Origin of the sequence: Sphingomonas sediminicola (genome assembly GCF_049991885.1) — a bacterium.
Lineage (GTDB): Bacteria > Pseudomonadota > Alphaproteobacteria > Sphingomonadales > Sphingomonadaceae > Sphingomicrobium > Sphingomicrobium sediminicola.
Window position 1 is genome coordinate 159,989 of sequence record NZ_CP178916.1, and the last position, 23,338, is coordinate 183,326.

Annotated in this window: 26 protein-coding genes, 2 tRNA genes, 1 pseudogene and 1 riboswitch; of the genes and pseudogenes, 10 read left to right on the forward strand and 19 right to left on the reverse strand. The window is 62.6% G+C overall.

Going from position 1 to position 23,338, the window contains the following annotated elements:
- Positions 1 to 7 precede the first annotated feature (7 nt).
- The 8 genes from ACMC5O_RS00825 to panB all read right to left on the reverse strand — a co-directional run bounded on the left by ACMC5O_RS00825 (position 8) and on the right by panB (position 5,097).
- On the reverse strand, positions 8 to 445 hold the full coding sequence (locus tag ACMC5O_RS00825; RefSeq protein ID WP_222949808.1) for a hypothetical protein: 438 nt from the start codon (positions 443 to 445) through the stop codon (positions 8 to 10).
- Positions 446 to 485: 40 nt separating this feature from the next.
- On the reverse strand, positions 486 to 833 hold the full coding sequence (locus ACMC5O_RS00830) for a hypothetical protein (RefSeq protein WP_187708095.1): 348 nt from the start codon (positions 831 to 833) through the stop codon (positions 486 to 488).
- A 71-nt stretch (positions 834 to 904) separates the two neighbouring features.
- Positions 905 to 1,477, reverse strand: a complete 573-nt coding sequence (locus tag ACMC5O_RS00835; protein WP_426693101.1) for a response regulator transcription factor — start codon at positions 1,475 to 1,477, stop codon at positions 905 to 907.
- A 227-nt stretch (positions 1,478 to 1,704) separates the two neighbouring features.
- Positions 1,705 to 1,791 (reverse strand) — tRNA-Tyr (locus ACMC5O_RS00840).
- Between the two features lie 151 nt (positions 1,792 to 1,942).
- Positions 1,943 to 2,016, reverse strand: a tRNA-Gly gene (locus tag ACMC5O_RS00845).
- 52 nt (positions 2,017 to 2,068) lie between these two features.
- Positions 2,069 to 3,397: a PQQ-like beta-propeller repeat protein gene (locus tag ACMC5O_RS00850; protein WP_187708093.1), complete on the reverse strand. Its 1,329-nt coding sequence runs from the start codon at positions 3,395 to 3,397 to the stop codon at positions 2,069 to 2,071.
- Between the two features lie 5 nt (positions 3,398 to 3,402).
- Positions 3,403 to 4,107 carry a tetratricopeptide repeat protein gene (locus ACMC5O_RS00855; RefSeq protein ID WP_187708092.1) on the reverse strand — a complete coding sequence of 235 codons (705 nt, stop codon included), beginning with the start codon at positions 4,105 to 4,107 and terminating at the stop codon, positions 3,403 to 3,405.
- Between the two features lie 117 nt (positions 4,108 to 4,224).
- Positions 4,225 to 5,097, reverse strand: a complete 873-nt coding sequence (panB, locus tag ACMC5O_RS00860; RefSeq protein WP_187708091.1) for a 3-methyl-2-oxobutanoate hydroxymethyltransferase — start codon at positions 5,095 to 5,097, stop codon at positions 4,225 to 4,227.
- 160 nt (positions 5,098 to 5,257) lie between these two features.
- On the opposite strand from panB, the gene ACMC5O_RS00865 reads away from it, so the two are divergent.
- The gene (locus ACMC5O_RS00865) at positions 5,258 to 5,563 is read left to right on the forward strand and encodes a hypothetical protein (protein ID WP_187708090.1); all 306 of its coding nucleotides are present in this window, start codon (positions 5,258 to 5,260) and stop codon (positions 5,561 to 5,563) included.
- A 40-nt stretch (positions 5,564 to 5,603) separates the two neighbouring features.
- On the opposite strand, the gene ACMC5O_RS00870 is transcribed toward ACMC5O_RS00865, so the two are convergent.
- Positions 5,604 to 6,035 (reverse strand): hypothetical protein, encoded by a 432-nt coding sequence (locus ACMC5O_RS00870; protein WP_187708089.1) that lies wholly within the window; start codon positions 6,033 to 6,035, stop codon positions 5,604 to 5,606.
- Positions 6,036 to 6,131: 96 nt separating this feature from the next.
- Here ACMC5O_RS00870 and ACMC5O_RS00875 point away from each other — a divergent pair, with 96 nt between their 5' ends.
- Both ACMC5O_RS00875 and ACMC5O_RS00880 read left to right on the forward strand, forming a co-directional pair.
- Positions 6,132 to 6,542 (forward strand): low affinity iron permease family protein, encoded by a 411-nt coding sequence (locus ACMC5O_RS00875; protein WP_426693102.1) that lies wholly within the window; start codon positions 6,132 to 6,134, stop codon positions 6,540 to 6,542.
- An 80-nt stretch (positions 6,543 to 6,622) separates the two neighbouring features.
- Positions 6,623 to 8,203 (forward strand): PAS domain S-box protein, encoded by a 1,581-nt coding sequence (locus ACMC5O_RS00880; protein WP_426693103.1) that lies wholly within the window; start codon positions 6,623 to 6,625, stop codon positions 8,201 to 8,203.
- Here ACMC5O_RS00880 and ppa read toward each other — a convergent pair.
- The 3 genes from ppa to ACMC5O_RS00895 form a co-directional block, all read right to left on the reverse strand.
- Entirely contained in the window at positions 8,169 to 8,711 is a 543-nt protein-coding gene (gene ppa / locus ACMC5O_RS00885) for an inorganic diphosphatase (RefSeq protein WP_187708088.1), read from the reverse strand. The two genes, ACMC5O_RS00880 and ppa, sit on opposite strands and share 35 nt — an antisense overlap.
- Positions 8,708 to 9,091 carry a fluoride efflux transporter CrcB gene (gene crcB, locus ACMC5O_RS00890; RefSeq protein ID WP_426693104.1) on the reverse strand — a complete coding sequence of 128 codons (384 nt, stop codon included), beginning with the start codon at positions 9,089 to 9,091 and terminating at the stop codon, positions 8,708 to 8,710. The genes ppa and crcB overlap by 4 nt, the downstream gene beginning before the upstream one ends.
- A gap of 26 nt (positions 9,092 to 9,117) precedes the next feature.
- Positions 9,118 to 9,178, reverse strand: a riboswitch (Fluoride riboswitch).
- A gap of 14 nt (positions 9,179 to 9,192) precedes the next feature.
- Positions 9,193 to 9,639 (reverse strand): DMT family transporter, encoded by a 447-nt coding sequence (locus ACMC5O_RS00895; protein ID WP_187708087.1) that lies wholly within the window; start codon positions 9,637 to 9,639, stop codon positions 9,193 to 9,195.
- A gap of 143 nt (positions 9,640 to 9,782) precedes the next feature.
- Between ACMC5O_RS00895 and rplQ the strand changes: the two genes are divergently transcribed.
- Positions 9,783 to 10,202 carry a 50S ribosomal protein L17 gene (rplQ, locus tag ACMC5O_RS00900; protein WP_187708086.1) on the forward strand — a complete coding sequence of 140 codons (420 nt, stop codon included), beginning with the start codon at positions 9,783 to 9,785 and terminating at the stop codon, positions 10,200 to 10,202.
- Positions 10,203 to 10,291: 89 nt separating this feature from the next.
- Positions 10,292 to 12,472, forward strand: a complete 2,181-nt coding sequence (locus tag ACMC5O_RS00905; protein WP_426693105.1) for a prolyl oligopeptidase family serine peptidase — start codon at positions 10,292 to 10,294, stop codon at positions 12,470 to 12,472.
- A 6-nt stretch (positions 12,473 to 12,478) separates the two neighbouring features.
- On the opposite strand, the gene ACMC5O_RS00910 is transcribed toward ACMC5O_RS00905, so the two are convergent.
- Positions 12,479 to 13,198 carry a Crp/Fnr family transcriptional regulator gene (locus tag ACMC5O_RS00910; RefSeq protein WP_187708085.1) on the reverse strand — a complete coding sequence of 240 codons (720 nt, stop codon included), beginning with the start codon at positions 13,196 to 13,198 and terminating at the stop codon, positions 12,479 to 12,481.
- A 193-nt stretch (positions 13,199 to 13,391) separates the two neighbouring features.
- Complete coding sequence (locus ACMC5O_RS00915) at positions 13,392 to 13,718, reverse strand: hypothetical protein (protein WP_187708084.1); 327 nt, start codon at positions 13,716 to 13,718, stop codon at positions 13,392 to 13,394.
- Positions 13,719 to 13,757: 39 nt separating this feature from the next.
- Here ACMC5O_RS00915 and ACMC5O_RS00920 point away from each other — a divergent pair, with 39 nt between their 5' ends.
- A complete protein-coding gene (locus ACMC5O_RS00920; RefSeq protein WP_187708083.1) occupies positions 13,758 to 14,237 on the forward strand; it encodes a Crp/Fnr family transcriptional regulator in 480 nt (159 codons plus the stop codon).
- Positions 14,238 to 14,347: 110 nt separating this feature from the next.
- Positions 14,348 to 14,935 carry a hypothetical protein gene (locus tag ACMC5O_RS00925; RefSeq protein ID WP_187708082.1) on the forward strand — a complete coding sequence of 196 codons (588 nt, stop codon included), beginning with the start codon at positions 14,348 to 14,350 and terminating at the stop codon, positions 14,933 to 14,935.
- A gap of 70 nt (positions 14,936 to 15,005) precedes the next feature.
- Here ACMC5O_RS00925 and ACMC5O_RS00930 read toward each other — a convergent pair whose 3' ends face one another.
- Positions 15,006 to 15,503 carry an SRPBCC family protein gene (locus tag ACMC5O_RS00930; protein ID WP_187708081.1) on the reverse strand — a complete coding sequence of 166 codons (498 nt, stop codon included), beginning with the start codon at positions 15,501 to 15,503 and terminating at the stop codon, positions 15,006 to 15,008.
- Complete coding sequence (locus ACMC5O_RS00935) at positions 15,500 to 15,844, reverse strand: ArsR/SmtB family transcription factor (RefSeq protein ID WP_187708080.1); 345 nt, start codon at positions 15,842 to 15,844, stop codon at positions 15,500 to 15,502. Before ACMC5O_RS00935 ends, ACMC5O_RS00930 begins: the two co-directional genes overlap by 4 nt.
- 91 nt (positions 15,845 to 15,935) lie before the next feature.
- On the opposite strand from ACMC5O_RS00935, the gene guaA reads away from it, so the two are divergent.
- Positions 15,936 to 17,495 carry a glutamine-hydrolyzing GMP synthase gene (gene guaA / locus ACMC5O_RS00940; protein WP_187708079.1) on the forward strand — a complete coding sequence of 520 codons (1,560 nt, stop codon included), beginning with the start codon at positions 15,936 to 15,938 and terminating at the stop codon, positions 17,493 to 17,495.
- A gap of 28 nt (positions 17,496 to 17,523) precedes the next feature.
- Positions 17,524 to 17,769 (forward strand): annotated as a pseudogene (locus tag ACMC5O_RS00945) (VOC family protein); the annotation flags it as partial.
- Positions 17,770 to 17,882: 113 nt separating this feature from the next.
- Here the strand turns inward: ACMC5O_RS00945 and ACMC5O_RS00950 are convergent.
- Together ACMC5O_RS00950 and ACMC5O_RS00955 are read right to left on the reverse strand one after the other, a co-directional pair.
- On the reverse strand, positions 17,883 to 19,568 hold the full coding sequence (locus tag ACMC5O_RS00950) for an FAD-dependent oxidoreductase (protein ID WP_187708078.1): 1,686 nt from the start codon (positions 19,566 to 19,568) through the stop codon (positions 17,883 to 17,885).
- Positions 19,565 to 20,464, reverse strand: coding sequence for an alpha/beta fold hydrolase (locus tag ACMC5O_RS00955; RefSeq protein ID WP_426693106.1), 900 nt, complete (start codon positions 20,462 to 20,464; stop codon positions 19,565 to 19,567). Before ACMC5O_RS00955 ends, ACMC5O_RS00950 begins: the two co-directional genes overlap by 4 nt.
- 246 nt (positions 20,465 to 20,710) lie before the next feature.
- Here ACMC5O_RS00955 and argH point away from each other — a divergent pair, with 246 nt between their 5' ends.
- On the forward strand, positions 20,711 to 22,108 hold the full coding sequence (gene argH, locus ACMC5O_RS00960; RefSeq protein ID WP_187709953.1) for an argininosuccinate lyase: 1,398 nt from the start codon (positions 20,711 to 20,713) through the stop codon (positions 22,106 to 22,108).
- Here argH and ACMC5O_RS00965 read toward each other — a convergent pair.
- Positions 22,097 to 23,326, reverse strand: coding sequence for an argininosuccinate synthase (locus tag ACMC5O_RS00965; protein WP_187708077.1), 1,230 nt, complete (start codon positions 23,324 to 23,326; stop codon positions 22,097 to 22,099). The two genes, argH and ACMC5O_RS00965, sit on opposite strands and share 12 nt — an antisense overlap.
- Positions 23,327 to 23,338 lie beyond the last annotated feature (12 nt).

Below are 23,338 nucleotides of genomic sequence, written 5' to 3' on the forward strand. Positions count from 1 at the left end.
AAGCCTTCTAGGCTGAGGCCGGCTGGCGACGTTCTTCCATGCGGCGGCGGTGGCTCCGCCAGGTTCCGATCACGATGATCAGGAAGATTGGATAGACCCAGAAACGGGCTGCCGCGGCATAGGCCTGCGGCATGAGGTCGAGGCGGCCGACCTTGAACGCGTGCGACATCAGGGTCGTCAGCTGCAGTCCGGCGACCCACAGCGGCCAGAACCGCTCCGACTTCAGTGCGACAAGGGTGAAGGCCACGAAGGCGCCGATATCGACCAGCAAGATGCCAGCCTCGAGGTGGGAATAGGCGCTCGCCTTCTGAGTGGCGACCAGCACGGACGCTATCGAAGCGGCGACGCATGTTGACGCCACGGCGCGCTCGTCGGTGCGCCCACGCACGAATGCGTAGGCGCACACCACGAACAGAACTACGAAATACGCTTGCGGACTAAGCATGATTCACCTCGGCCCGCTGCAGCGACACCACCCAACACTGTCAAGCGACGATACGCAGATCGGTGAAACCGGTCTTCTGGTCCGGGCAGTCATTGCCCTCGCCGAAGGAAACGGTGCGAAGGCCAGGGACCTTGCCCTTCGCCTCGGCCAGTGCCGTATGGCAGCCGACGACGGAGCCGCGGGCCCCGACCAGGCCGGTCACGGCTGCTGCCAGCTCTTCAAGCACCGGGTGAACGGTTCCGAAGCCGGCGCGTGCGACGGAGTTTACGCGCATGATCCTTGCGTGCAGCTCGGCGATCTCGGCGAGCGCGGCATCGATGCTGTCCTCGACGGCACGTACCTGGGTTGCGACTTCATAGGCGGCGTTTTCAATCTGATGCTTACGCATGACTGCTCCTTTCCGCGCGAAGGAGAATCGCGCGGGGATAGTTGCCGAAAGAAGAAGAGAAGTGGTTTCCGCTAGCTCTTGAGCAGCCTGGCGAGACTTTCGAGACCGGCGAGATACATGCCCGCCGAAAACGCTGCGCCAGTCGCGATCAGGAAGATCCAGAGCAGCCGGAGGCCGACGCTCATCTCATTCCGGGGGTGGCTCCTCGTTGCGAACGGCAAAGGCAAGGGAGACCGGAATGGCTCGGATCTCTGCTCGGTATTGAGGTCCGGTCCCCCGGCCTCCCCTGCGCGATCAGCGTGCCGAATCTGATGACTGACCGCCCCGTCTGAATGCTCGGCGGGGAGGGGACCCTCAATGTACGGCGATTGATGTATCAATCGCTGATATGGCTCATGATGCCGGGCCACGATGCGGGCGGCCTGAGCACGCCGCTCCACGCCCAGCGTTTGAAGCGCTATGCGAATGCGTTGGTCGACCGTGTGCGGCGAGATGTTGAGCTCAGCCGCGATTTCTTTCGATGAGAGGTGCTGGTCGACGAGCAAGAGACAATCCAGCTGACCGCGGGTGAGCTTTGCTACCCGAGCCGTCACTGCCCCCGTCCTGTCGTCGGGATCCTGCGACCCCGCCGCCGCCGCTTTCAATGGCATTCCTTCCGAGCTGACTGCCCCCATACGCCCAGGGAACATCCGAGTCTGCTCCAACTTATGTCGATTTGGCCAATTTGGACAATTCCGTAGCGTAAGTTTGTCGCTAACTTACGTTTCCTTCGAACTTTTCCAAGCGAACGTGGGCATTTAGGCCACGTTCGAGCTGCAGAGAGCTGACTTGTCCTGTTCGCCGGTCCTTGGGGACCGGCCGTGCGCAGCGCTGGTGGAGAGGGCTGGATTCGAACCAGCGTACGGGAAACCCGGGCAGATTTACAGTCTGCTGCCTTTAACCACTCGGCCACCTCTCCAGGTGCAGGCAGGCGCGCCATGTGGCGGTGGACACGGGATGTGTCAACGCCGTCGGCGAGCGGATTCGCGGAAGATTTGGGGTTTTGTCGCCCCTTCGCTTCGTTTCAGGCGCTCCGGCCTCAACACGCCTCCGGCATGTTGCTAATCGGTTGGAGCGGGTGAAGGGAATCGAACCCTCGTCGTAAGCTTGGAAGGCTTCTGCTCTACCATTGAGCTACACCCGCGCCCGAGCGGAGGCGCCCAATGCCACCCCCGCAGGACTTGCGTCAACCGCTACTACCGAAAGGCGTGAAGGCGCCCGTCGTCGTCGAGAATGTACAGGGTCTGGTTTGCGACGACCGGCGACAGGCTGATCGGCGCTTTTATGCTCGTCTGGCTCTGTACCGCCCCAGTCGCCGGATCGACGTTGATCAATGCGCCCTCCGAGTTGACGACGATCAGGCGATTCCCTGCGAGCACCGGCCCCGAATAGCTGATCGGTCCAGCCTTCTTCTTCTCGTGGCGGAAGGCGGGAAGCTGAGCGATCCAGCGAATCTTTCCGTTCGCCCTGGCGACGCAGAGCAGCTTGCCATCGTCGGTGACGACATAAGCCCAGTCGCCGATGACCCACGGGGTCGAGATGCCCGCGATGTTCAGCTCCCACTGGCGCTGGCCGGAAAGAAGCTCGATTGAGACCATGCGTCCGCCTTGGCCGACGGCGAGAACCTGGCCGTTATCGATAACCGGATCGGCATCGACGTCCGAGATCGACGCGACGCTGGTGCGAATGCTGGTGCGAGCGAGCTGGTCCTGCCAGACCAAACGTCCGTTCTCGTAGCGATAGGCGTTGAGCTCGCCGGACGAGAAGCCAGCGACGACCGTTCCCTGCCCGACCGCGGGCGAGGCGGTTCCGAAAAAGCCGGCGATCTCGAGCGCTGCGGCCTGCGACCAGTTGGTCGAGCCGTCGGAGGTCTTGAGGGAATAAATCTGGTTGTCCTGGGTGATCGCGTAGACCGTGTCACCGACGACCGTCGGCGAGCCACGGAGCGGTCCGGCCGGATGGACCTGCCAGATGATCCCGCCGTTACGGGCGTCGAGCGCGGCGACATAGCCGAGACCGTTCGTCGCATAGATTCGGCCGTTGTCGAACGCGACGCCTCCGCCGAACAGCGATGACTTATTGCTTTTTTCCGTCCCGAACTGCGTCGACCAGACCGTGGCGCCGGACTGGGCATCGAACGCGCGCACCGTCGCTTGCGTGTCGATGGTGTAGACCTTGCCATCCCCGACGACCGGTGCCGCGGCGAGCCGCGCGCGGAGGCTTCCACCTTCGCCGATCGAAACCGCCCAGGCCTGTCCAAGCGACTGACCGAGAGCGAGATGACCCATCGACTTTGATGCGTTTCCGCCCGACTGCGCCCATTCCGAGTTCGCGGTCGCTTCCGGCAACGAGAAGGGCAGTGCGGCCGTAGCCGGATCGACGGCGACATCCTGCTCCGTGGCGAGAACGGCGACGCGTTCGCCAAGAACGGGAGTTTTGGGCGATCCCTTTTTGAAGATTCCGCATCCGCTCGCAGCGAGCGCGGCGAGCGTCAGGACCAGGAACCTCGTTCGAACTGCCTTCATCGATTTCAATCCTGTTGTGGGAGCCCGGGCATCGATGCGCTTGCGTCAACGCCGAGCGTGCCCGCGATCTGGACGGCGCGGGCCCGAATGGAGTTTGGTACCTGTTGATCGGCGGCGATCGCGGCAAAGAGCTTGCCGGCTTCGGCCTTCTTGCCCTGCTTGAGATAAGCGAGCGCGGTCAGTTCGCCGGCGCTTCCGAACCAGGGATTTCCGGCTTTCGCGAGTGGCTCGAGGCGCGAGACGACCTCTTCCGCCTTGAGCGTGTCGAATTCCAGCGTTGTGCCGCGAATGGTGGCGACGTCGCGATAGACCTGCGCCAGTCCCCTGTCGTTCGCCAGCTCCCGATACTTTGCGATCGCTGCCGAGCGGTTGTTCTGCTCGAGCGCGAGCGCTGCATCGGTCAGCGCGGCCGAAGCCCGGACCACGTCGCTGTGGGATTTTTCGAGATCCGCAAGGCGCTGCGGCACGGTCTGCCGACGGTTGGAGGAAATGTCGGTCAAGATGGCGTGAAGCTTCTCGGACTGCTCGGCCGACTGCTTCTTCTGGTACTCCTGCCAGTAGATCCAGCCGCCCACTGCGCCCAGGAAGACCACGACCGCGACGGCGATCCACGTGCCATTCTTCTTGAAGAAGTCCTGAAGCTGGTCGCGACGAAGGTTCTCGTCGACTTCTCTCAGGAATGTGTCGTTGCTGTCCGTTGGGATCGCCAAGACTGCCTCAAAACGAAGTGACCGGAAATTGAAATGCCGGCGCTTCCTTCCTCACCCCGGATGAATGGAAGCTGGCGGCGAACCGTCTAGCGGCTAAGTCGGCAAAGGCAAAGGGTCCTACGATCCCTTCGGTCGATAGGTCTGGTTCGCCGACGGGAAGGTACGCGAGCGGACCTCCGAAGCGTAGGTTTCCGCGGCCTTGCCGATCTGCTCGGCGAGATTGTCGTAGCGCTTTACGAAGCGCGGCGTCCGTTCGAACAGCCCGAGCATGTCGTCGGTTACGAGGATCTGGCCGTCGCAGTCCGCGGAGGCTCCGATCCCGATGATCGGCACCGGGATTTCACGGGCAATCCGCGTCGCCAGCTCTTCCATCACGCCTTCGACGACAATGGCGAAGGAGCCTGCGTCCGCTATCGCCCGCGCGTCGGACAGGATCTTCTTGGCTTCCGCATCGCCGCGTCCACGCGCTCCATAGCCTCCGAGCGAATTCACCGCCTGCGGGGTCAGGCCGACATGGCCGATGACTGGGATTCCGCGCTCGCTGAGGAAGCGGACGGTCGGCGCCATGGCATCGCCGCCCTCCAGCTTGATCGCCGCGCAGCCCGTCTCTTTCATCACCCGCGAGCAGTTCGCGAAGGCCTCTTCGGGAGAGCCCTCGTAGGAACCGAAAGGCATGTCGACCGCGACTAGCGCATGCCAGCTTCCACGGACGACCGCCGCGCCGTGCGCGATCATCATGTCGAGCGTGACGGGGATCGTCGATGGAAGCCCGTAGATCACCTGTCCAAGACTGTCGCCGACCAGCAGCAGATCGCATTGCTCGTCCAGCAATTGCGCCATGCGCATCGTGTAAGCGGTTAGCGCTACGATCGGCTGCTCAGTCGTCCCGTCGACCTTGCGCGCGCGCAGCGCAGGGGCAGTCATCCTCTTGCCGGGCACCGGAGTGGGGGTCGCTCGGCTGGTCGCCGTATCAATGGTGAAGGTGGACATGGGCAGGGCTTTTAGCCGCTCGCACGGCTGTCAGCCATCCCGGCTCAACCACAGCTCACCGACAATGGGGCGAAACCAACCGCGCGTCCCACTAGTCGGCCGCCTCGCGCACCTCGATGCGCATTCCCAGTCATCCACAACGAAAGGAATTCCGATGAAGATGACCAGGCTTATTGTCGGCGCTTTGCCGCTGGCTTTCGGTGCGAGCGTCGCGACGGCCCAGGCCACTCCAGCAACGCCAGCGACGCCATCGTCCGGCGCAACGCCCGCTACTCCCGCGACGCCGGCCGATCCGTCAACGGGCACGGCGGCGATCCCCGCCACGCCGGCCACTCCGGCAACGGCTGCAACCCCGGCAACTCCGGCGGAGCCGGCCGCCCAGGCGACAACCGACGATCCGCTGGCGCCGACCACGACAACCGACACGACCACGAAGAAGTCGAAGAAGAAATCGAAGCCTCAGTAGGCTTCAAGAGCGGGCGCGCCTTCGGGCGCGCCCATATTCGCTAGCGCAGCCAACCCCTTTGGCGTGAATGGCGCGCGAACCAGAAGATCGTCCATGTAATCGCCAATACGACCACTGCCACGGCAATATCGTTCGTGGTGACGAGATCGCTGACCGCCGGAACAACTGCATAGGGGATGAAAGTGAAGATGGCTGCGATCAGCGAGACGAGCAGCAGGGGCTCCGCCGCTTTCCTGCGCATCAAAAGCAGAACTGACCCCAGCAATCCGATCCAGACCGCGATCGCATAAGCGGCAATCATCCATATCGGCCGCGCGGCCATCAGATTACGTTGGTCCGCGGGGAGGCTGCTCGGATCGGTCAGGACGCTGGCGAGATAGCCAGCGCATCCGATCGCCATGAACAGCACTGACGCGATCGCTGCAAACTTGAACCAGCCGGCCACCGGCCGCGGCGAATAGTGATCGTCCATCTTTCCCTCCCCACAAGCGCGACGCGAGACTGCGCTGACCGTCGAAGTTAGGCAAGCGGGCTGGCACCATCTCGTTTCGTAAGCGTTTCGGGCGTTATGGAGCGTTTCTTCACCCGTGTAGCCACGTCAATCTCGAGCGCGGCAGGCCAGCCCCTGGCGTTCGTACTGGCGGTCTTGATTATCGTCGTCTGGGGGGTGACCGGGCCGGTATTTCATTTCTCCGATACGTGGCAGCTGGTGGTGAACACCGGCACGACCATCATCACATTCCTGATGGTGTTCCTTATCCAGAATGCCCAGAATCGCGATGCCGCGGCGATGCAGGCAAAGCTGGATGAGTTGCTTCGCGCGGTAACCAAGGCCCGCGACCAATTCATCGGCGTGGAGCACCTCACCGAACGCGAGATTGAGATGATCCGCCGCGCTCTCGAGCGTGAGGTGAAAGATCCCACCAAAAAGGGCAGCACTACGAAAGGGACCGTCGACCGGCTGCTTGACCGGTTCTGACACTGGGAGGGACAAAAACCGCTTGAACGCTAAGCCATTCGCAATATTGCTCTTCCGCGGGGTGGAAGAGTACGGGCGCATTGCGCCAACGCGTTAGGAACAGCACCGTCTTGTCCAGCCTCGACAGTATCTCCGAGCAGCAGCGTTTTCAGCTGCTCGTCAACTCCATCACCGATTACGCGATCTACATGCTGGATCCGAACGGCCACGTCACCACGTGGAACCCGGGCGCGGAACGATTCAAGGGTTACACGGCCGACGAGATCATCGGGCAGAATTATTCGATCTTTTTCACCCCTGAGGATCGTGCTGCGGAGCTTCCTGGAAGGGCCTTGCGGATCGCTGCGGCGGAGGGTCGTTTCGAAGCGGAAGGCTGGCGCGTTCGGAAGGACGGCACGCGGTTTTGGGTCAATGCAGTCCTGGATCCCATCGTCAATACAGAGGGCGAGCTTGTAGGATATGCGAAGATCACTCGCGACATTACCGAGCGGAAAAAGGTCCAGGACGAGCTTGAGAACACGCGGGCGGCCCTCATCCAGTCGCAAAAGCTGCAGGCACTCGGTGAACTTACTGGCGGCATCGCCCATGATTTCAACAATCTGATGACCGTTATTGCCGGATCCGCCGACTTCCTGCTCAGGAAGCCGGATCTGCCCGCTGCGAAACGAAAGCAATATCTCGAGGCCATAACCGAAACTGCCGACCGCGCGACGACCCTGACCAATCATCTACTGGCATTTGGCCGCCGGCAGGCGATCAGGCCGGAAGTGCTCGACCTCAACGTCCGGCTCGATGCAGTGGCAGACGTTCTTTCGCGCACTCTGGGCGACAGCATCGCGATCGAGCTCGAATTGGATCCCGGGGCAAGCCGCGTCGAGGTCGACGCCGCCCAGCTGGAAACCGCCATTTTAAACGCTGCGGTCAACGCTCGCGATGCCATGCCGGAAGGCGGGAAGTTGACCCTTTCCACGCGCAGCTTGCACGAGAACGGATCCGACTTCGTTGCCCTTGGAATCAGCGATACGGGCGTCGGGATGCCGAGGGACGTCGCCGCGCGCGCATTCGAGCCTTTCTTCACGACCAAGGCGGTCGGCAAGGGGACCGGTCTCGGTCTTTCGCAAATCCATGGTTTCGCGGCCCAGGCTGGCGGACGAGCCGAAATCCAGTCGGACGAGGGCCGGGGCACGACCATCACGATGATCCTCCCCCGCACCGAAAAAGAACAGGCAGCCCTTACGGAAGGTCCGGCCATGTCGGAGTTGCCGAAAGGACTGTGCGTCCTGCTGGTCGAGGACAATCCTCAGGTGCGCGACTTCGCGGAGGGTCTGCTTATCGACCTTGGCTGCAAGGTGATTCCTTCCGAAAGCGCCGAGGACGCCCTGGAGCGGATCGGGTCCAACGGCATCGATCTCGTGCTCTCGGACGTCGTAATGCCGGGAATGAGTGGCGTCGAGTTTGCGCGACATGTCCGCGAAGAACATCCGCAGGTGCCGGTCCTGCTTGCGACCGGCTACAGCGACGAGGTCCTGAAGAACGGATCTGAGTTCGCAGTGCTGTCAAAGCCATTCGGGGCGGCCGACCTCAGCAAGGCGATGGCCGCGGTGCTCGACGAGCATGCAAGGGAATTCAGACGGCGGCCTTCTGCTGCTGGGCGCGTGTGATCGCTTCGGTCACGATCCGACGCGCGTCATCGGCGTTTCCCCAATTTCCGATACGCACCCACTTCTCGGATTCCAGATCCTTATAGTGGGTGAAGAAGTGCTCGATCTGCTGGAGCACGATCGAGGGCAGGTCCTGCCGCTCGCCGATGTCTGAGTAATAGGGGAAGGTCGTGTCGACGGGGACGCAAATGAGCTTTTCGTCGCCGCCATGCTCATCCTCGAGGTTGAGGACGCCGATCGGACGGGTGCGCACGACGCATCCGGGGACGAAAGGCGAGCGCGCTATCACCAGCGCGTCGAGCGGGTCGCCGTCGGGCGACAAGGTGTGCGGGACGAAGCCGTAGTTCGCCGGATAGCGCATCGGCGTATGCAGGATTCGGTCGACGAACAAAGCGCCCGACTTCTTGTCGAACTCATATTTCACCGGCTCGCCACCGACCGGCACCTCGATGATGACGTTGAGGCTTTCGGGCGGATTGTCGCCGACGGGAATCAAATCGATATTCACGGAACGAAACTTTCAAGCTGAAATACTAGGATGCCTGCGAACAGGGCGGCCAGGCCGAAAAAGACGGAGGCCGCGACATAGGCTGCCGCATGCCCATAAGCATGTCGCTCGATAAGCAAAGCGGCATCGAGGCTAAACGCAGAAAAAGTTGTAAAGCCCCCAAGGATTCCGGTCGTCAGGAATAAACGCATGTGCTGCGGGATTCCGGTCCGGTAGGCGAAATATCCGGCAAGAAGTCCCATCAGGAACGAGCCGAGGATGTTTACGATCAAGGTGCCGAAGGGGAATCCGAAGCCCAGATAACGCACTGCGGCCAAGTTGACGCCGTGGCGCAACGCCCCGCCGATCCCGGCACCAAGAAAGACGATCGCAAACCCCATGTGTTTCCTCCTGCTGCACGCATGCGCTTCAAGCAGGAGTCATCAGCGACAGGCGGTTTTCAGGGAGACCCCATTCCCTCTGGTCCAGGCACTAGCAGCGGTCAGCCCCTTCGGACAAGCACTGCGCCGATCAGGACCAGAACGGCACCTGCGATACGCTCCACGCTGACCGGCTGACGGGCCAGCCCGAGCAGCCCGAAATGGTCCAGCATGAGCGCCGCAAGGATCTGTCCGCCGATTGCCGCAGTCAGCATGGTGGCAACGCCAATTCGCGGCGCCGCAAAGGCAGCCATGGCGACGAAGAAGGCGCCATAAAGCCCGCCGACCCACGCGTACCATGGCACGCCTTTCAACTCAGGCGCGAAGAGCCGGCCCGAGCTCGCGGCGACCATCGTTCCGAGAGCAAGCGTGCCGACAACGAAGGAGATGAACGCGGCGACGACCGGCGAGCCGGACGCCTTGCCGAGGATCGCGTTGGTCGGCGCCTGTATGGCTATGAAAATCCCGGCAATTACGGCAAGCGCCAGTGGCAAGGCGGCTGCATTCATCTGGCGGCTCCTCTTGACTTCCGCGAGGCATTCCGCTTGAGGGCGGCGCTCAGCGAAAGCAACGGGAAAAGGGGCGGCTCCCGCAAACAAGTCCGCCTGGCCGAAGCTACCTTGAACGGGCTTCGAACGAACGGAGAAGAACCATGCGTCACCGCGTAGGCGGCCGTAAGCTGCAGCGTACCTCGAGCCACCGTGCGGCATTGTTCCGCAACATGGCGGCAGCGCTGATCAAGCACGAACAGATCACCACCACCACCGCGAAGGCGAAGGAACTCCGGCCCTACGTCGAGAAGCTGATCACGCTCGCCAAGCACGGCGGCCTCAGCAATCGCCGTCTCGCCCAGTCGCGCCTGATGGACGACGCCCAGCTTGTGAAGCTCTTCGACGTCCTTGCGAAGCGCTATGCCGACCGTAACGGCGGCTACACGCGCATCATCAAGGCCGGCATTCGCGCCAGCGACGCAGCGCCGATCTCGATCATCGAGTTCGTCGATCGCGACGTTTCGGCCAAGGGCCAGGACAGCGGCCCGGTGGTCACCGAGGAAGAGTTCGAAGCCGCCTGACGGTTCGTCGAACGTCCGCTTGAAACACTAGGCGCGGCTGCTACCCAAGGCGGCCGCGCCTTTTTCTTTGCGCCGGGGAGGGATTTTCCATGCGTCGGAGTGCTTTCGTTGTCGCCTTGCTCACTGGTGCCTGTGCAATGACCCCCAACCCTGCAGTCGAGGCTGCGGCAGCAGCGGACGCGGCGAGCATGGCGACGCAGGCGGCAAACGCTGCAAGGCCGGCGCTTGCTTACCCGCAAACCCGGCGGACCGATCAGGTCGATCCTCAGTTTGGCGTGCAGGTCGCCGATCCGTACCGCTGGCTCGAGAATGATGTCCGCGAGGATGCCGAGGTGAAGTCCTGGGTGGACGCTCAGAACAACGTCACCAACGCATTCCTGACGACTCTCCCGGGTCGCGACGCGCTCGAGGCGCGCATCAAGCAGCTTTACGATTACGAGCGGTTCGGCGTGCCGACGAAGAAAGGCGGACGCTATTTCTACGCTCACAACACTGGCCTCCAGAACCAGTCGGTCCTGTTCGTCCGCGACAGCGTCGACGGGGAAGGGCGCGTCCTTATCGATCCGAACAGCTGGTCGAAGGACGGCGCAACAGCGCTCGCCGAATGGACCCCGAGCGAGGACGGCAAATATCTCGTCTATTCGATCCAGGACGGCGGGTCGGATTGGCGCACGGTCAAGGTCATCGACGTCGCGACCGGGAAGGAGACCGGCGACGAGGTCAAATGGGTCAAGTTCTCCGGATTGGAGTGGATGAAGGACGGATCGGGCTTCTTCTACACTCGCTTCCCCGAGCCGACGCAGGGGCAGGAGTTCCAGTCGACCAACCTCAATTCGAAAGTCTATTTCCATAAGCTCGGCACGCCGCAGTCCGCCGACCGTTTGGTATATGCGACGCCGGACAAGCCGACCTACGGGCATTCTGCCACGGTTAGCGACGACGGCCGCTGGCTGGTGATCACGACTGCCGAAGGCACCGACGACCGCTACGAGGTCCACGCGATCGACCTGCGCGCACGGGGGGCGAAGCCGAAGGCGCTGGTTACGGGCCTCGAGAACAACTGGACCTTCATCGGCAACGAAGGCTCGCACTTCTTCTTCATCACGAACAAGGATGCGCCGAAGCTGAAGGTCGTCGCGATGGATGTCGCGCGGCCCGGCAATCCGGTTACGCCGGTCATCGCCGAACAAGAGGCGACCCTCGACAGCGCCTCGATCGTCGGCGGCAAGCTGATCGCTTCCTATCTCGCCGATGCGAAGTCCGAGGTCAGCGTCTACAGTCTACAGGGCCGGAAGCTCTCGACGGTCGAGCTTCCGGGGATCGGCACCGCGACGGGCTTCTCGGGTGACATGGACGATCCCGAAACCTTCTTCTCCTTCACCAGCTTCAATCGGCCGACGACGATCTATCGCTACGATGCGAGGAGCGGACAGGCGTCGACCTGGGCCGCTCCGAAGGTCGCGTTCAACCCGGACGACTATTCGGTCGAGCAGGTCTTCTACAATTCGAAGGACGGCACTCGTGTGCCGATGTTCATCGTTCGCAGGAAGGGTTCCACCGGCCCAGCGCCGACACTGCTGTATGGCTATGGCGGTTTTAACGTCTCGCTAACGCCAAGCTTCTCCGCGACGCGCCTCGCCTGGCTCGAAAAGGGCGGCGTCTACGCACTCGCCAACCTTCGCGGCGGTGGCGAATATGGCAAGGCATGGCACGACGCCGGGCGCCTGGCGAACAAGCAGAACGTGTTCGACGATTTCATTGCCGCCGGCGATTATCTGAAGAAGAACGGCATTGCGTCACCCAAGGGCCTCGCAATCCAGGGCGGATCGAACGGCGGCCTCCTGATCGGTGCGGTGATCAACCAGCGGCCGGACCTCTTCGACGCGGCCAATGCGGCGGTCGGCGTTATGGACATGCTGCGCTTCGACCGCTTCACCGCCGGACGCTATTGGGTCGACGATTACGGCTACCCCAACAAGGACGCCGATTTCCGGACGCTGCTGGCCTATTCGCCCTACCACAACATCAAGACCGGCGTTCACTACCCGCCGATGCTGGTTACGACGGCGGACACGGACGACCGTGTCGTCCCGGGCCACAGCTTCAAATATATCTCTGCATTGCAGGCGGCGGATCCGAACGGGGAGCCGCACCTGATCCGCATCGAGACTCGCGCTGGACATGGATCGGGCAAGCCGACCGACAAGATCATCGAGGAAGCGTCGGACGTGCTGGCTTTCTTCGCCCGTTTCACGGGGCTCCAGCTCTAGTCCTTGTCAGCGCGCGCGGCGCTCAAGATAGAGATAGTCCGTATCGAACTCTGCGACGGCTTGAAGCGCGGGCAGGTCCGGGATTGTCGTCTGCCGGCGATGGACCTCGATCAGGCCGCGCTTCCTCAACTCCTGCAGCGTGCGATTGACGTGAACTGAGGTCAGGCCAAGGCACTCGCTTAGTTCCTGCTGGGTCAACGGGAATTCGTAGCTGTTGCCTGACGTCTGCCCGACAATCCGCAGCCGCTCGTAGATTTCGCAGAACAGATGCGCCATCCGGTTCAGCGCGGGCCGCCTGCCGAGCGATGCCGTCCACTCGCGATGGATCGACGCATCGATGTTGGTCATCATCCAGTAGACGCGAGCGAGATGCGGGAACCGTTCGAGCAATTTCCGGAAATTCTCGTGAGGAACCACGGCGACCTTGCACGGCGTAAGCGATGTGACGTTGTGGTCCAGCCGCTTGAGCGTGAAGCCGTGAAGGTCGACGAAGTCGCCGCAGAATTGCAGTTCGCTGATCTGCTGCTGTCCGTCCGCCATGTCCCTGTTTCGGGTCATCCATCCGTCGAGCAGCAAAAGGCACTCGTTCAACTCCTGGCCGCGCCGGACGACGGTTATGTCCGTGCGGATCCTTCGGACGTCAGAGATAGCGGCGCGTATCGCCGCCTCTTCCTCGCTTCCGATGCGGTCGCGGACACGAAGTTTTTTGAGATGGGCTTCAATCATGGGAAATTGGCCCGCCTTTCCATCCAGAAATGATCGCCGCGGCAAGCGGTTTCGCAATTACCAACCGAGCCAACAGGAAAGTCACTACGCGATCCAGCCCGAAGGAGCGCGCGTGTGACCGTTGCAGGGCAATACTGATTTGTGTGTCATTTGTCGCGTTCGGACGGGATGATCGGTGAACTCCTATCCTTTGTTAATGCGCCGTCGATTGTTGCCCGCCTAAGGGGCGCTCGGGTGAGAGAATCACAGGCGGTGTCGTGCGTTCGTTGAAATGCCCTTTCGCGCGCCTTGTCGAGGCGCGCGCGTGATCGGTCAGGCGCTTTTGAATCACCTTTCGCGGGTCGGTGATCTTTGTCCCGATGATCGCGCCGCCGTTCTCCGCGTTCAGGGCGACATCAAGACCTTTCGCCGGCACGAAGACATCAGCAAGACCGGCGGTCTGCCCTGCTTTTCGGTCGTCGTTGTAACCGGTTTCTTGCAGCGGTACGTCAGCCGCCGCGACGGCTCGCGGCAGATCCATTCCTTCTATATCCCGGGCGATGCGCCTTCGTTGGAATCCATGCATCTCGACTACCTGGACAGCAGCCTGAGCGCCGCCGTCCCGAGCGAGATTGCTCTGATCCCGCATGGTGAACTCGAGAACCTCATGCGTGCTCGTCCGAGGGTTCAGTCGCTAATCTGGCGATCGAGCCTGATCCAGTCGGCGCTTTATCGCGAGTGGCTGATGCGCAATTCCAGGCTCGCGGCCGACCGAGCCATGGCGCATCTGTTCTGCGAAATCTTCAAGCGCTCGAGCGCAGCCGGGCTCGTCGACCGCAACAGCTGCGAAATGCCGCTCACTCAGGAGATGCTGGCCGATGCGCTCGGCCTCACGGGCGTCCACGTGAATCGTACTCTCCAACAGCTGCGTGAGACCGGAATGGTCGACCACAAGAGCGGTCGTCTGTTCGTTCACGATTTCGAGCGGCTCGCCAGCTTCGCGGATTTCGACCCCTTCTACCTTCATCATCGGAACAGTTGCCGGGTCCTTCAAAGCTGAACGCCAGCAAACGGCGCATTCAGACCAACTGCAGTGGCGAACCGGTAGGAAGCCTGCGAGCTTGCCGTGCGTTTGTGCGTGCAAGCAGACTGTTGAAGGAGAGAGTGGCCATGAAGGCACTGACGAAAATTCTCGCCGGCGGCGTTGGTCTTGCTGCCCTCGCGAGCGCGGCACCTGCGGCCGCTCAATATTACCCGCAGCCTTATTCGAACTACGGCTACGGCTACGGCTACAACCAGAACCCGGTCGGCCAGATCATCGGCCAGATCCTGGGCTACGGACGCTATCCGTACGGAAATTACGGCTACAACCAGTACTCGAACCAGAGTGTTGCGATTGACCAGTGCGCCCGCGCCGTCGAAGCCCGCCTCAATGGCTATAACAATGGCTACTACGGCTACGGCAACGTGCCTTACGGCGGTCAGTACGGTTACGGCCAGTACGGCTACAACAATCGTTACAACATGGGCGGTCGCGTGCAGGGCATCACCCGCGTTGATCGCAAGTCGTACGGCCTCAAGGTCTACGGCGTCGCCAGCTCTGGCTACCAGGGCTACGACGGCTACGGCCGTGGGGGCTACGGCAGCTACGGCTACAATGCCGGCGCTGACCTAAGCTGGAAGTGCGAAGTCCGCTACGACGGCCGCATCCGCGACATCGATATCAATCGTCGCACGGCCTACTGGCGCGGCTACTAAGCGGAAGCGAAGTAGCTTTTGAAACACGGATGCGCCGGGGTCGAAAGACTCCGGCGCATTTCGTTTGGGCTCAGGCGCTGACCTTGAGACTTTTGGCGAATTCTTCGAGCTGGCCGGCGACCGTGCCCCAGCCGTCGTGGAAGCCCATCTTCTCGTGGGTTTCCTTGTCCTTCGCGTCTTTGTGCAACGCGACGGCCCGGTACGCAGTCCTTCCGTTGCCCGCGTCCTCGAAAGTGACGATCGCGGTCATCGGGAAGGATTCGCAGCCTTCACCCATCTCGGCGGGGCGATAACCGGGCCCGAGCGCGCTGGTCCAGGTCAGCTTCTTGCCCTGCTCGACCTCTAGCACGCAGCCCGCACCTCCGTGGCCCGTGTCGAAGCCGTCAGGGCCGACCATGCGGATGCGGAAGATGCCGCCGGGACGAAGATCAAGCTCGCACTCGGTGATCTGATATGGCTTCGGGGCGAACCATTGCTTGAGATGTTCCGGGTCCGTGTACGCGGCCCACACCAGGTCGACCGGGGCGTCGAGCGTCCGTTCCAGGACCAGGTCGATATGCTGGGTCAATGCGTTTCTCCATCATTCTTCAGCGTTGAAAGATACTTCTCGAATCGGTCGAGCTGTGCCTCCCATTCGGTGCGCCGCTCGGCGATCCAGGATTCCGCCGTTTCGAGCCTTTTTGGCTCGAGTTGGACGGTTCGAACCCGGCCTTTCTTTTCGGACCGGACGAGGCCGCTCTCTTCGAGAGCCTTCAAATGCTGCATCACAGCCGGCAGGCTGATCGGCAGCGGATTCGCCAGTTCCGATACCGAAGCGGGACCGCGGCTCAGTCGCGCTAGCATTCCGCGCCGAACCGGATCGGCGAGGGCCTGGAAGGTCCGAGTGAGGGCAAGCGAATCGTTAAGCATGCACTTAAGTATCGAGCCAGAAGAGGTGCGTCAAGACAGTTAAGGAATCGCTTAACTTTACTCTTGGCGATGCGGTGCCTATCGGCTCGCCATGACGGTCCAGCCCACCGAATCCATCCTCATCGTCGACTTCGGCAGCCAGGTGACGCAGCTCATTGCGCGCCGCATCCGCGAAGCCGGAGTCTATTCGGAGATCGCTCCATTCAATTCGGCCGAGGAGGCGTTCAACCGCCTCCAGCCCAAGGGAATCATCTTCTCTGGCGGCCCGGCGTCGGTCACCGAGGCGGAAAGTCCGCGCGCTCCGCAGGTGATGTTCGACAGCGGACTCCCGCTCCTGGCCATTTGCTACGGTCAGCAGACCCTTCACCAGCAGCTCGGCGGCAAGGTTGTCACGTCGGACCAGAAGGAGTTCGGCCGGGCCTTCATCGAGATCGTGTCGCCGTCGGCCCTGTTCGACGGCCTCTGGCACATTGGTGAGAAGCACCAGGTCTGGATGAGCCACGGCGACCGGGTCGAAAGCCTCGCACCCGGCTTCGAAATCGTTGCCCGTTCCGAAGGTGCGCCGTTTGCGATCGCCACGAACGAAGAGGCGAAGCGCTACAGCCTGATGTTCCATCCGGAGGTCGTGCACACGCCCGACGGTGGGAAACTGCTGTCCAACTTCGTTCGGCATGTCTGCGGCTGCGCCGGCGACTGGACCATGGCTAGCTTCCGAGATGCGAAGATCGCCGACATCCGCGAGCAGGTCGGCAGCGGCCGCGTCATCTGCGGCCTCTCCGGCGGCGTCGACAGCGCCGTCGCTGCGGTTCTCATCCACGAAGCGATCGGCGAGCAGCTCACTTGCGTCTTCGTCGACCACGGATTGATGCGGGCAGGGGAGGCCGAGCAGGTCGTTTCGCTGTTTCGCAACAGCTACAACATCCCGCTCGTCCATGTGGATGCCAGCCGCGACTTCCTTGCCGGCCTAGACGGCGTCTCGGACCCAGAGAAGAAGCGCAAGTTCATCGGCGCCGAGTTCATCAACGTGTTCGAGGCCGAGGCGAAGAAGATCGGCGGCGCCGACTTCCTTGCTCAGGGCACGCTTTATCCTGACGTGATCGAAAGCGTCAGCTTTACCGGTGGTCCGTCGGTCACGATCAAGAGCCACCACAACGTCGGCGGTCTCCCTGAGCGCATGAACATGAAGCTCGTCGAGCCGCTTCGGGAACTTTTCAAGGACGAAGTCCGCGAACTTGGACGGGAGCTTGGGCTGCCCGACGCCTTCGTCGGACGCCATCCCTTCCCGGGTCCAGGCCTCGCCATCCGCATCCCCGGCGAGGTGACCAAGGCGAAGTGCGACATCCTGCGCAAGGCCGATACGATCTACCTCGAGGAAATCCGCAATGCCGGACTCTACGATGCAATCTGGCAGGCCTTCGCCGTTCTCCTTCCGGTTCGCACCGTGGGGGTGATGGGCGATTTCCGCACTTACGACTACGTCTGCGCGCTTCGGGCCGTGACCAGCGTCGACGGCATGACCGCTGACATTTACCCGTTCGACGCCGCCTTCCTCAGTCGCGTCGCGACCCGCATCGTCAACGAGGTGCAGGGCATCAACCGGGTCGTTTACGACTACACGTCTAAACCGCCCGGAACGATCGAGTGGGAATGACAGGCACCGCTCGCGCATCAACGGCATATTGATCGACTGCAACGTCGACGACATCCAGCAGGCAGCGCAGTTCTGGGCGGAGGCTCTGGGACGCCCGGTCGATCCCGATCATCCGGGTACGCGCGGCGACTACGTCATGCTTGAAAACCGGCCGGATGAGATCAGCGTCCAGATCCAGCGTGTCGACCACGAGAGCCGGATTCATCTCGACATCGAGACGGATGACATTCCCGCCGAAGTCGCCCGGCTCGAGAAGCTTGGAGCGAAAATCCACAAGCACATGGAGCGGTGGGTGGTCTTGGAGGCGCCGAGCGGCCAGCGCTTCTGCATTGTGCGTGTGCAGCGCGAAGGCTTTCCGAAAGGTGCGACCACCTGGGAGTCGCGAGGCTATTCTGCCGCGGTAACCTGCATCTGCGGTTGGATGCTCACCGGTCGCTCTTTCTCTTGCGCAGCCAGATATTGGTGTATCGCCGCGACGACCTGCGCGCCGTCGCCGACTGAAGCGGCCACGCGCTTCACCGACCCCGACCGCACGTCGCCGACCGCGAAGATGCCGCGTTTGTTCGTTTCCAACGGAAGACGTTCGTCCCCGCCCGTCAGTACGAAGCCGCGCCCGTCGAGCTTGAGGCCCGAGCTCTGCAGCCAGTCGGTGTTCGGCTCCGCGCCGATGAAGGAGAAGAGGAATCGGCAGGGGCGCGCCTCTTCGGTTCCGGACGAGCGATTCCGTAGCTCCACGCCTTCCAGCGCACCATCGGCTCCAGCGAGTCGAGCAACTTCCGACCCGATGACGACATCGACGTTCGGCAGGCTTTCGATCCGTTCGATCAGATATTGCGACATGGTGTCGCTAAGCGGCCGGCGCGCGACCAGTGTGACATGCTTTGCGCGGCTGGCGAGGAACACGGTCGCCTGGCCCGCGCTATTGCCTCCGCCGACCAGTGTGACCTCTTCATTCGCCGCAAGGTCGGCTTCCAGCGGCGAGGCCCAATAATGGACGGACGATCCCTCGAATTCGTCGAGACGGTCAACGGCCAGCCGGCGATAGCGCGCGCCCGTTGCGATGACGACCGATCGCGCCTGGATCCGCTCTCCGGTGGCGAGAAGCAGGTGGCAGGGATCGTTCCCGCATTCCAGCTTCACGGCTTCGTCCGGAATGGCGATCTCGACCCCGAACTTCTGCGCCTGGCTGAAGGCGCGGCCCATCAACGCCATTCCTGAAATGCCGGTCGGGAAGCCGAGATAATTTTCTATCCGCGCGGACGCTCCCGCTTGTCCACCGAAGGACCGGCAGTCGATCGTCAACACCGAAAGGCCTTCGGATGCAGCATAGACCGACGTTGCGAGGCCGGACGGGCCCGCCCCGATCACCGCGACATCGTAAAGCTTCTCGGCATTGATCGGGCCGACCAGCCCAACGCAGCGTGCGAGCTGGTGCTCGGTCGGATTGCGAAGGAGCTGCCCGCCCGGACAGAGCACGATCGGAAGTTCTTCCGACGACACTTGGAAGCGTTGGACCAAGGTCTCCGCACAGGAATCGCCGGTCGGATCGAGCCGCTGGTAGGGATGACCGTTCCGGCGGAGGAAATTCACTAGGCGAAGCACGTCGGCGTCGGCCTCGTCTCCGATGATGATGGGACCGGCGCCAGATTCGATCAGTCCTACCCGGCGCAGGATCAGAGCCCGCATGATGCGCTCGCCGAGCTCCGCCTCCGCGATCAGCAAGGCACGAAGCCGATCGGGAGCAATGGCAACGCCTTCGACTCCGGTCAGAGCGGTCGAATCAACGAGCACTGGCCGCCCCGAAAGCTGGGCCAGCTCTCCCGTGAAATTGCCGCGCGAGTGGGTGACGATATGCGGCGCCTTGCCGTCCTTCGCCGGCTCGGTGACTTCCACCTCGCCCGACAGGATCAGCATCAGCCCCGGTCCTGTCTCCCCGACCCGGCCGACCCTTTCTCCGGCGCGGAAGCTGCGCGGCTCCCCGAACTTGGAAAGCCGCGCAAGCTCGTCGTCGGTCAGGCGCGGGAACATCTGCGCCCCGCGCTCTGCAAACAGGGTACGCTGAGCGTCACTCATTCAACGGGAGCGGGGATTGGCTCGACGATCAGCCTCTCTTCCTCCTGCCGGTCGGCGCCGAAGTCCTCTCCGCGGATGAACGCCAGGATGTCCTTGTTGATCACGTCCGCGTGCGTCGTCGCCATGCCGTGCGGATAGCCCGGATAGGTCTTCAGCGTGCCGTTCTTCAGCAGCTTGGCCGAGAGCGGCGCCGAATCCGCATAGGGCACGACTTGATCGTCGCCGCCGTGGAGCACGGCGACCGGCACCTCGATTGCCTTCAGATCCTCAGTGAAATCGGTCTCCGAGAAAGCCTTGATGCAGTCGTAATGCGCCTTCGTTCCGCCCATCATTCCCTGGCGGAACCAGTTCTGGATCGTGCCTTGCGAGATCTGCGCGCCCGGTCGGTTGAAGCCGTAGAAAGGCCCACTGGCGATATCGAGATAGAGCTGCGCTCGGTTTGCCGCGAGGGCCGCGCGATAGCCGTCGAACGCCTCGATCGGGGTCCCGCCGGGGTTCGACTCCTTCTTGACCATGACAGGCGGGACCGCGCCGATGATCACTGCCTTGGCGACCCGGCCCGGCTTGGCGCGAGCGACGTAATGAACGCATTCGCCTCCGCCGGTCGAATGCCCGACGTGGATGGCGTTCTTGAGATCGAGCTTCTCGACCAACTCCGCGACGTCGGCCGCGTAAGTGTCCATCTCATTGCCGGTGTCGGTCTGGGTCGAGCGCCCGTGGCCGCGCCGGTCGTGAGCGATCACGCGGAAGCCCTGATTGAGGAAGAAGATCATCTGCGCGTCCCAGTCGTCCGCGCTGAGCGGCCAGCCGTGATGGAAGAAGATCGGCTGAGCGTCCTTCGGACCCCAGTCCTTGAAGAAGATCTCGGTGCCGTCGGTGGTGATGATGGTGCCCATACATGAGCCCTCCCGGGGGGTGGAGTGCCGGCCAGCGAGACCGGCGTCGGCGTCTCGATTGGGACCGATTGGCGGGCAAATACTAGCTCGTCGAACGCACCGGACTCGGATCGTGACGTTGAAGGCCCGTAACAGGTTTCGCGTGACCGCGCGATGACGGCTTCATGGCGAATGGCGCGCAGCCGGAACGGCTTGGCGACGAGTGCCCGTTTGACCCTCTTCGCCATGCGTGGCAACGCCCCGACCATGTCCGATCAACCTCCCAGCCAGAAGACTTGGGGCGGCCGGTTCAGCGAAGCTGCGTCGGACCTGATGCAGCGGATCAACGCCTCAATCTCTTTCGACAAGAGGTTGTGGCGCGAGGATATTGCGGCATCGAAAGCCCACGCTGCGATGCTTCGGGATCAGGGGATCGTCGGACAGGCAGACGCGGCGGCTGTCCTCGAAGGCCTCGACCAGATCTCAAGAGAGTTCGAGCGCGATGGCGTGCCCGAGCGTGTCGAGCTCGAAGACATACACATGACGGTGGAGCATCGCCTTGCCGAGCTGATCGGGCCGGCAGCCGGGCGGCTGCACACGGCGCGCTCCCGCAACGATCAGGTCGCGACGGACTTCCGCTTATGGGTGCGCAATGCGTGCGACGAGGCCGTAGGCGCCATCCACGGGCTTCAGCGGGCCCTTGTCGAGCGCGCCGAGGATCATGCCGACACGGTGATGCCGGGCTTCACTCACCTGCAGGTCGCCCAGCCAGTCACGCTCGGCCACCATCTGCTGGCCTATTTCGAAATGCTCCAGCGGGATGTCTCGCGCTTCTCCGACGCTCGAACGCGTATGAACGAGAGCCCGCTCGGCAGCGCGGCGCTTGCGGGGACGAGCTTCCCGATCGACCGGCACGAAGTCGCCGATGCGCTCGGCTTTGAGCGGCCTACGGCGAACAGTCTCGACAGCGTGTCCGATCGCGATTTCGCGCTCGATTACCTAACGGCCGCTTCCCAGTGCAGCCTGCACCTGTCACGGTTGGCGGAAGAGCTGATCATCTGGACCAGCCAGCAATTTGGTTTCGTAAAGCTGCCGGATGCCTTCTCGACCGGGTCCTCGATCATGCCGCAGAAGCGCAATCCAGATGCGGCGGAGCTGGTGCGCGGCCACAGCGGCCGGATCCTCGGTTGTCTCACGTCGCTGATGGTGACGATGAAGGGCCTGCCGCTCGCCTATTCGAAGGACATGCAGGACGACAAGGAGCCGGTGTTTGAAGCGCGCGACTTGCTGGCTCTGTCGCTCGAGGCGCTTGCCGGCATGATCGAGACGATCGAGTTCGTCCCGCAGCGGATGGCCGATGCGGCGGCGCTTGGCTTCTCGACCGCGACAGACCTTGCTGACTGGCTCGTGCGCGAGGCCGGAGTGCCATTCCGAGAGGCGCACCACATCACCGGTCGGGCGGTAAAGGCGGCGGAGGACCGGGGCTGCGACCTCGCCGATCTTCCGCTCGATGCGCTGAAAGAAATCGACGCGCGAATTGACGAGCGCGTTTTCGACGTGCTCAGCGTCGACGCCTCGGTTCGCAGCCGCACAAGCTACGGGGGAACTGCTCCGGAGCGCGTCCGCGAACAGGTAGCCGCCGCGAAGGTTGACCTAGGACTTTAAGCGCCGGTCGCGCTGGCCGAGCGTCCGCAGCCGCAATGCGTTCAGACGGATGAAGCCCGCCGCGTCGCGCTGGTCGTAGTCGCCGGTGCCCTCCTCGAAGGTGACGAGGTCCTGGTCGTAGAGCGAGTGCTCGCTCTCCCTGCCGATGACCGTCGCATTGCCCTTATAGAGCTTCATCGTGACTCGGCCGATGACATGCTCCTGGCTTTTGTCGATCGCGGCCTGGAGCATCTCCCGTTCCGGCGAGAACCAGAAGCCGTTGTAGATGAGGCTCGCATAGCGCGGCATCAGCTCGTCCTTGAGGTGCATCGCGCCGCCATCGACGGTGATGCTCTCGATCCCGCGATGCGCCGCCAGCAGGATCGTGCCGCCGGGCGTCTCGTACACGCCGCGCGATTTCATCCCGACAAACCGGTTCTCGACGAGGTCTAGGCGGCCGATGCCATTGTCGTGACCGAGCTTGTTGAGCCGCTCCAGCAACGTCGCCGGCGAAAGTTTCTCGCCATCGATCGCGACCGGATCGCCACGCTCGAAATCGATGGTGATCGTCGTCGCCTTGTCCGGCGCCTCCTCGGGCGAGATCGTCCGCTGATGAACATATTCCGGTGCGTCAATCGACGGATCCTCAAGCACCTTCCCCTCGGACGAAGAGTGAAGGAGATTCGCATCGATCGAGAAGGGCGCCTCGCCGCGCTTGTCCTTCGCGATCGGGATCTGGTGTTTCTCGGCGAAGTCGATCAGCGCCTCACGGCTCGCATGCTTCCACTCGCGCCACGGCGCGATCACCCTAATGTTTGGCTCCAGTGCGTAATAGCCTAGCTCGAACCGAACCTGGTCGTTCCCCTTGCCGGTCGCCCCGTGGCACACGGCGTCCGCGCCGACCTGCCGGGCAATCTCGATCTGCCTTTTCGCGATCAGGGGACGGGCAATGCTCGTCCCGAGCAAATATTGCCCTTCGTAAACAGTGTTCGCACGGAACATTGGAAAGACGAAGTCGCGAACGAACTCCTCGCGGAGGTCGTCGATGAAAATGTTCTCCGGCTTCACGCCCAGCATCTCGGCCTTCCGCCGCGCCGGCTCGACCTCCTCGCCTTGGCCGAGGTCCGCGGTGAAGGTCACGACCTCCGCATCATATTCGGTCTGCAGCCACTTCAGGATAATCGAGGTGTCGAGGCCGCCCGAATAGGCGAGCACAACCTTCGGCTTCTTGTTCGTCATGTCTGTCCTCGA

Bases quoted from the DNA above. Each gene is read 5' to 3' on its own strand.
- rplQ (WP_187708086.1), top strand. From the start codon at position 9,783: ATGCGTCACCGCGTAGGCGGCCGTAAGCTGCAGCGTACCTCGAGCCAC.
- ACMC5O_RS00825 (WP_222949808.1), bottom strand. From the start codon at position 445: ATGCTTAGTCCGCAAGCGTATTTCGTAGTTCTGTTCGTGGTGTGCGCC.
- ACMC5O_RS00950 (WP_187708078.1), bottom strand. From the start codon at position 19,568: ATGAGTGACGCTCAGCGTACCCTGTTTGCAGAGCGCGGGGCGCAGATG.
- ACMC5O_RS00865 (WP_187708090.1), top strand. From the start codon at position 5,258: ATGACCAGGCTTATTGTCGGCGCTTTGCCGCTGGCTTTCGGTGCGAGC.
- ACMC5O_RS00870 (WP_187708089.1), bottom strand. From the start codon at position 6,035: ATGGACGATCACTATTCGCCGCGGCCGGTGGCCGGCTGGTTCAAGTTT.
- ACMC5O_RS00875 (WP_426693102.1), top strand. From the start codon at position 6,132: ATGGAGCGTTTCTTCACCCGTGTAGCCACGTCAATCTCGAGCGCGGCA.
- argH (WP_187709953.1), top strand. From the start codon at position 20,711: ATGTCCGATCAACCTCCCAGCCAGAAGACTTGGGGCGGCCGGTTCAGC.
- ACMC5O_RS00965 (WP_187708077.1), bottom strand. From the start codon at position 23,326: ATGACGAACAAGAAGCCGAAGGTTGTGCTCGCCTATTCGGGCGGCCTC.
- ACMC5O_RS00915 (WP_187708084.1), bottom strand. From the start codon at position 13,718: ATGGATCTGCCGCGAGCCGTCGCGGCGGCTGACGTACCGCTGCAAGAA.
- ACMC5O_RS00955 (WP_426693106.1), bottom strand. From the start codon at position 20,464: ATGGGCACCATCATCACCACCGACGGCACCGAGATCTTCTTCAAGGAC.
- ACMC5O_RS00850 (WP_187708093.1), bottom strand. From the start codon at position 3,397: ATGAAGGCAGTTCGAACGAGGTTCCTGGTCCTGACGCTCGCCGCGCTC.
- ACMC5O_RS00905 (WP_426693105.1), top strand. From the start codon at position 10,292: ATGCGTCGGAGTGCTTTCGTTGTCGCCTTGCTCACTGGTGCCTGTGCA.
- ACMC5O_RS00895 (WP_187708087.1), bottom strand. From the start codon at position 9,639: ATGAATGCAGCCGCCTTGCCACTGGCGCTTGCCGTAATTGCCGGGATT.
- ACMC5O_RS00925 (WP_187708082.1), top strand. From the start codon at position 14,348: ATGAAGGCACTGACGAAAATTCTCGCCGGCGGCGTTGGTCTTGCTGCC.
- ACMC5O_RS00920 (WP_187708083.1), top strand. From the start codon at position 13,758: ATGCATCTCGACTACCTGGACAGCAGCCTGAGCGCCGCCGTCCCGAGC.
- ACMC5O_RS00830 (WP_187708095.1), bottom strand. From the start codon at position 833: ATGCGTAAGCATCAGATTGAAAACGCCGCCTATGAAGTCGCAACCCAG.
- ACMC5O_RS00935 (WP_187708080.1), bottom strand. From the start codon at position 15,844: ATGCTTAACGATTCGCTTGCCCTCACTCGGACCTTCCAGGCCCTCGCC.
- crcB (WP_426693104.1), bottom strand. From the start codon at position 9,091: ATGGGGTTTGCGATCGTCTTTCTTGGTGCCGGGATCGGCGGGGCGTTG.
- ACMC5O_RS00910 (WP_187708085.1), bottom strand. From the start codon at position 13,198: ATGATTGAAGCCCATCTCAAAAAACTTCGTGTCCGCGACCGCATCGGA.
- guaA (WP_187708079.1), top strand. From the start codon at position 15,936: ATGACGGTCCAGCCCACCGAATCCATCCTCATCGTCGACTTCGGCAGC.
- panB (WP_187708091.1), bottom strand. From the start codon at position 5,097: ATGTCCACCTTCACCATTGATACGGCGACCAGCCGAGCGACCCCCACT.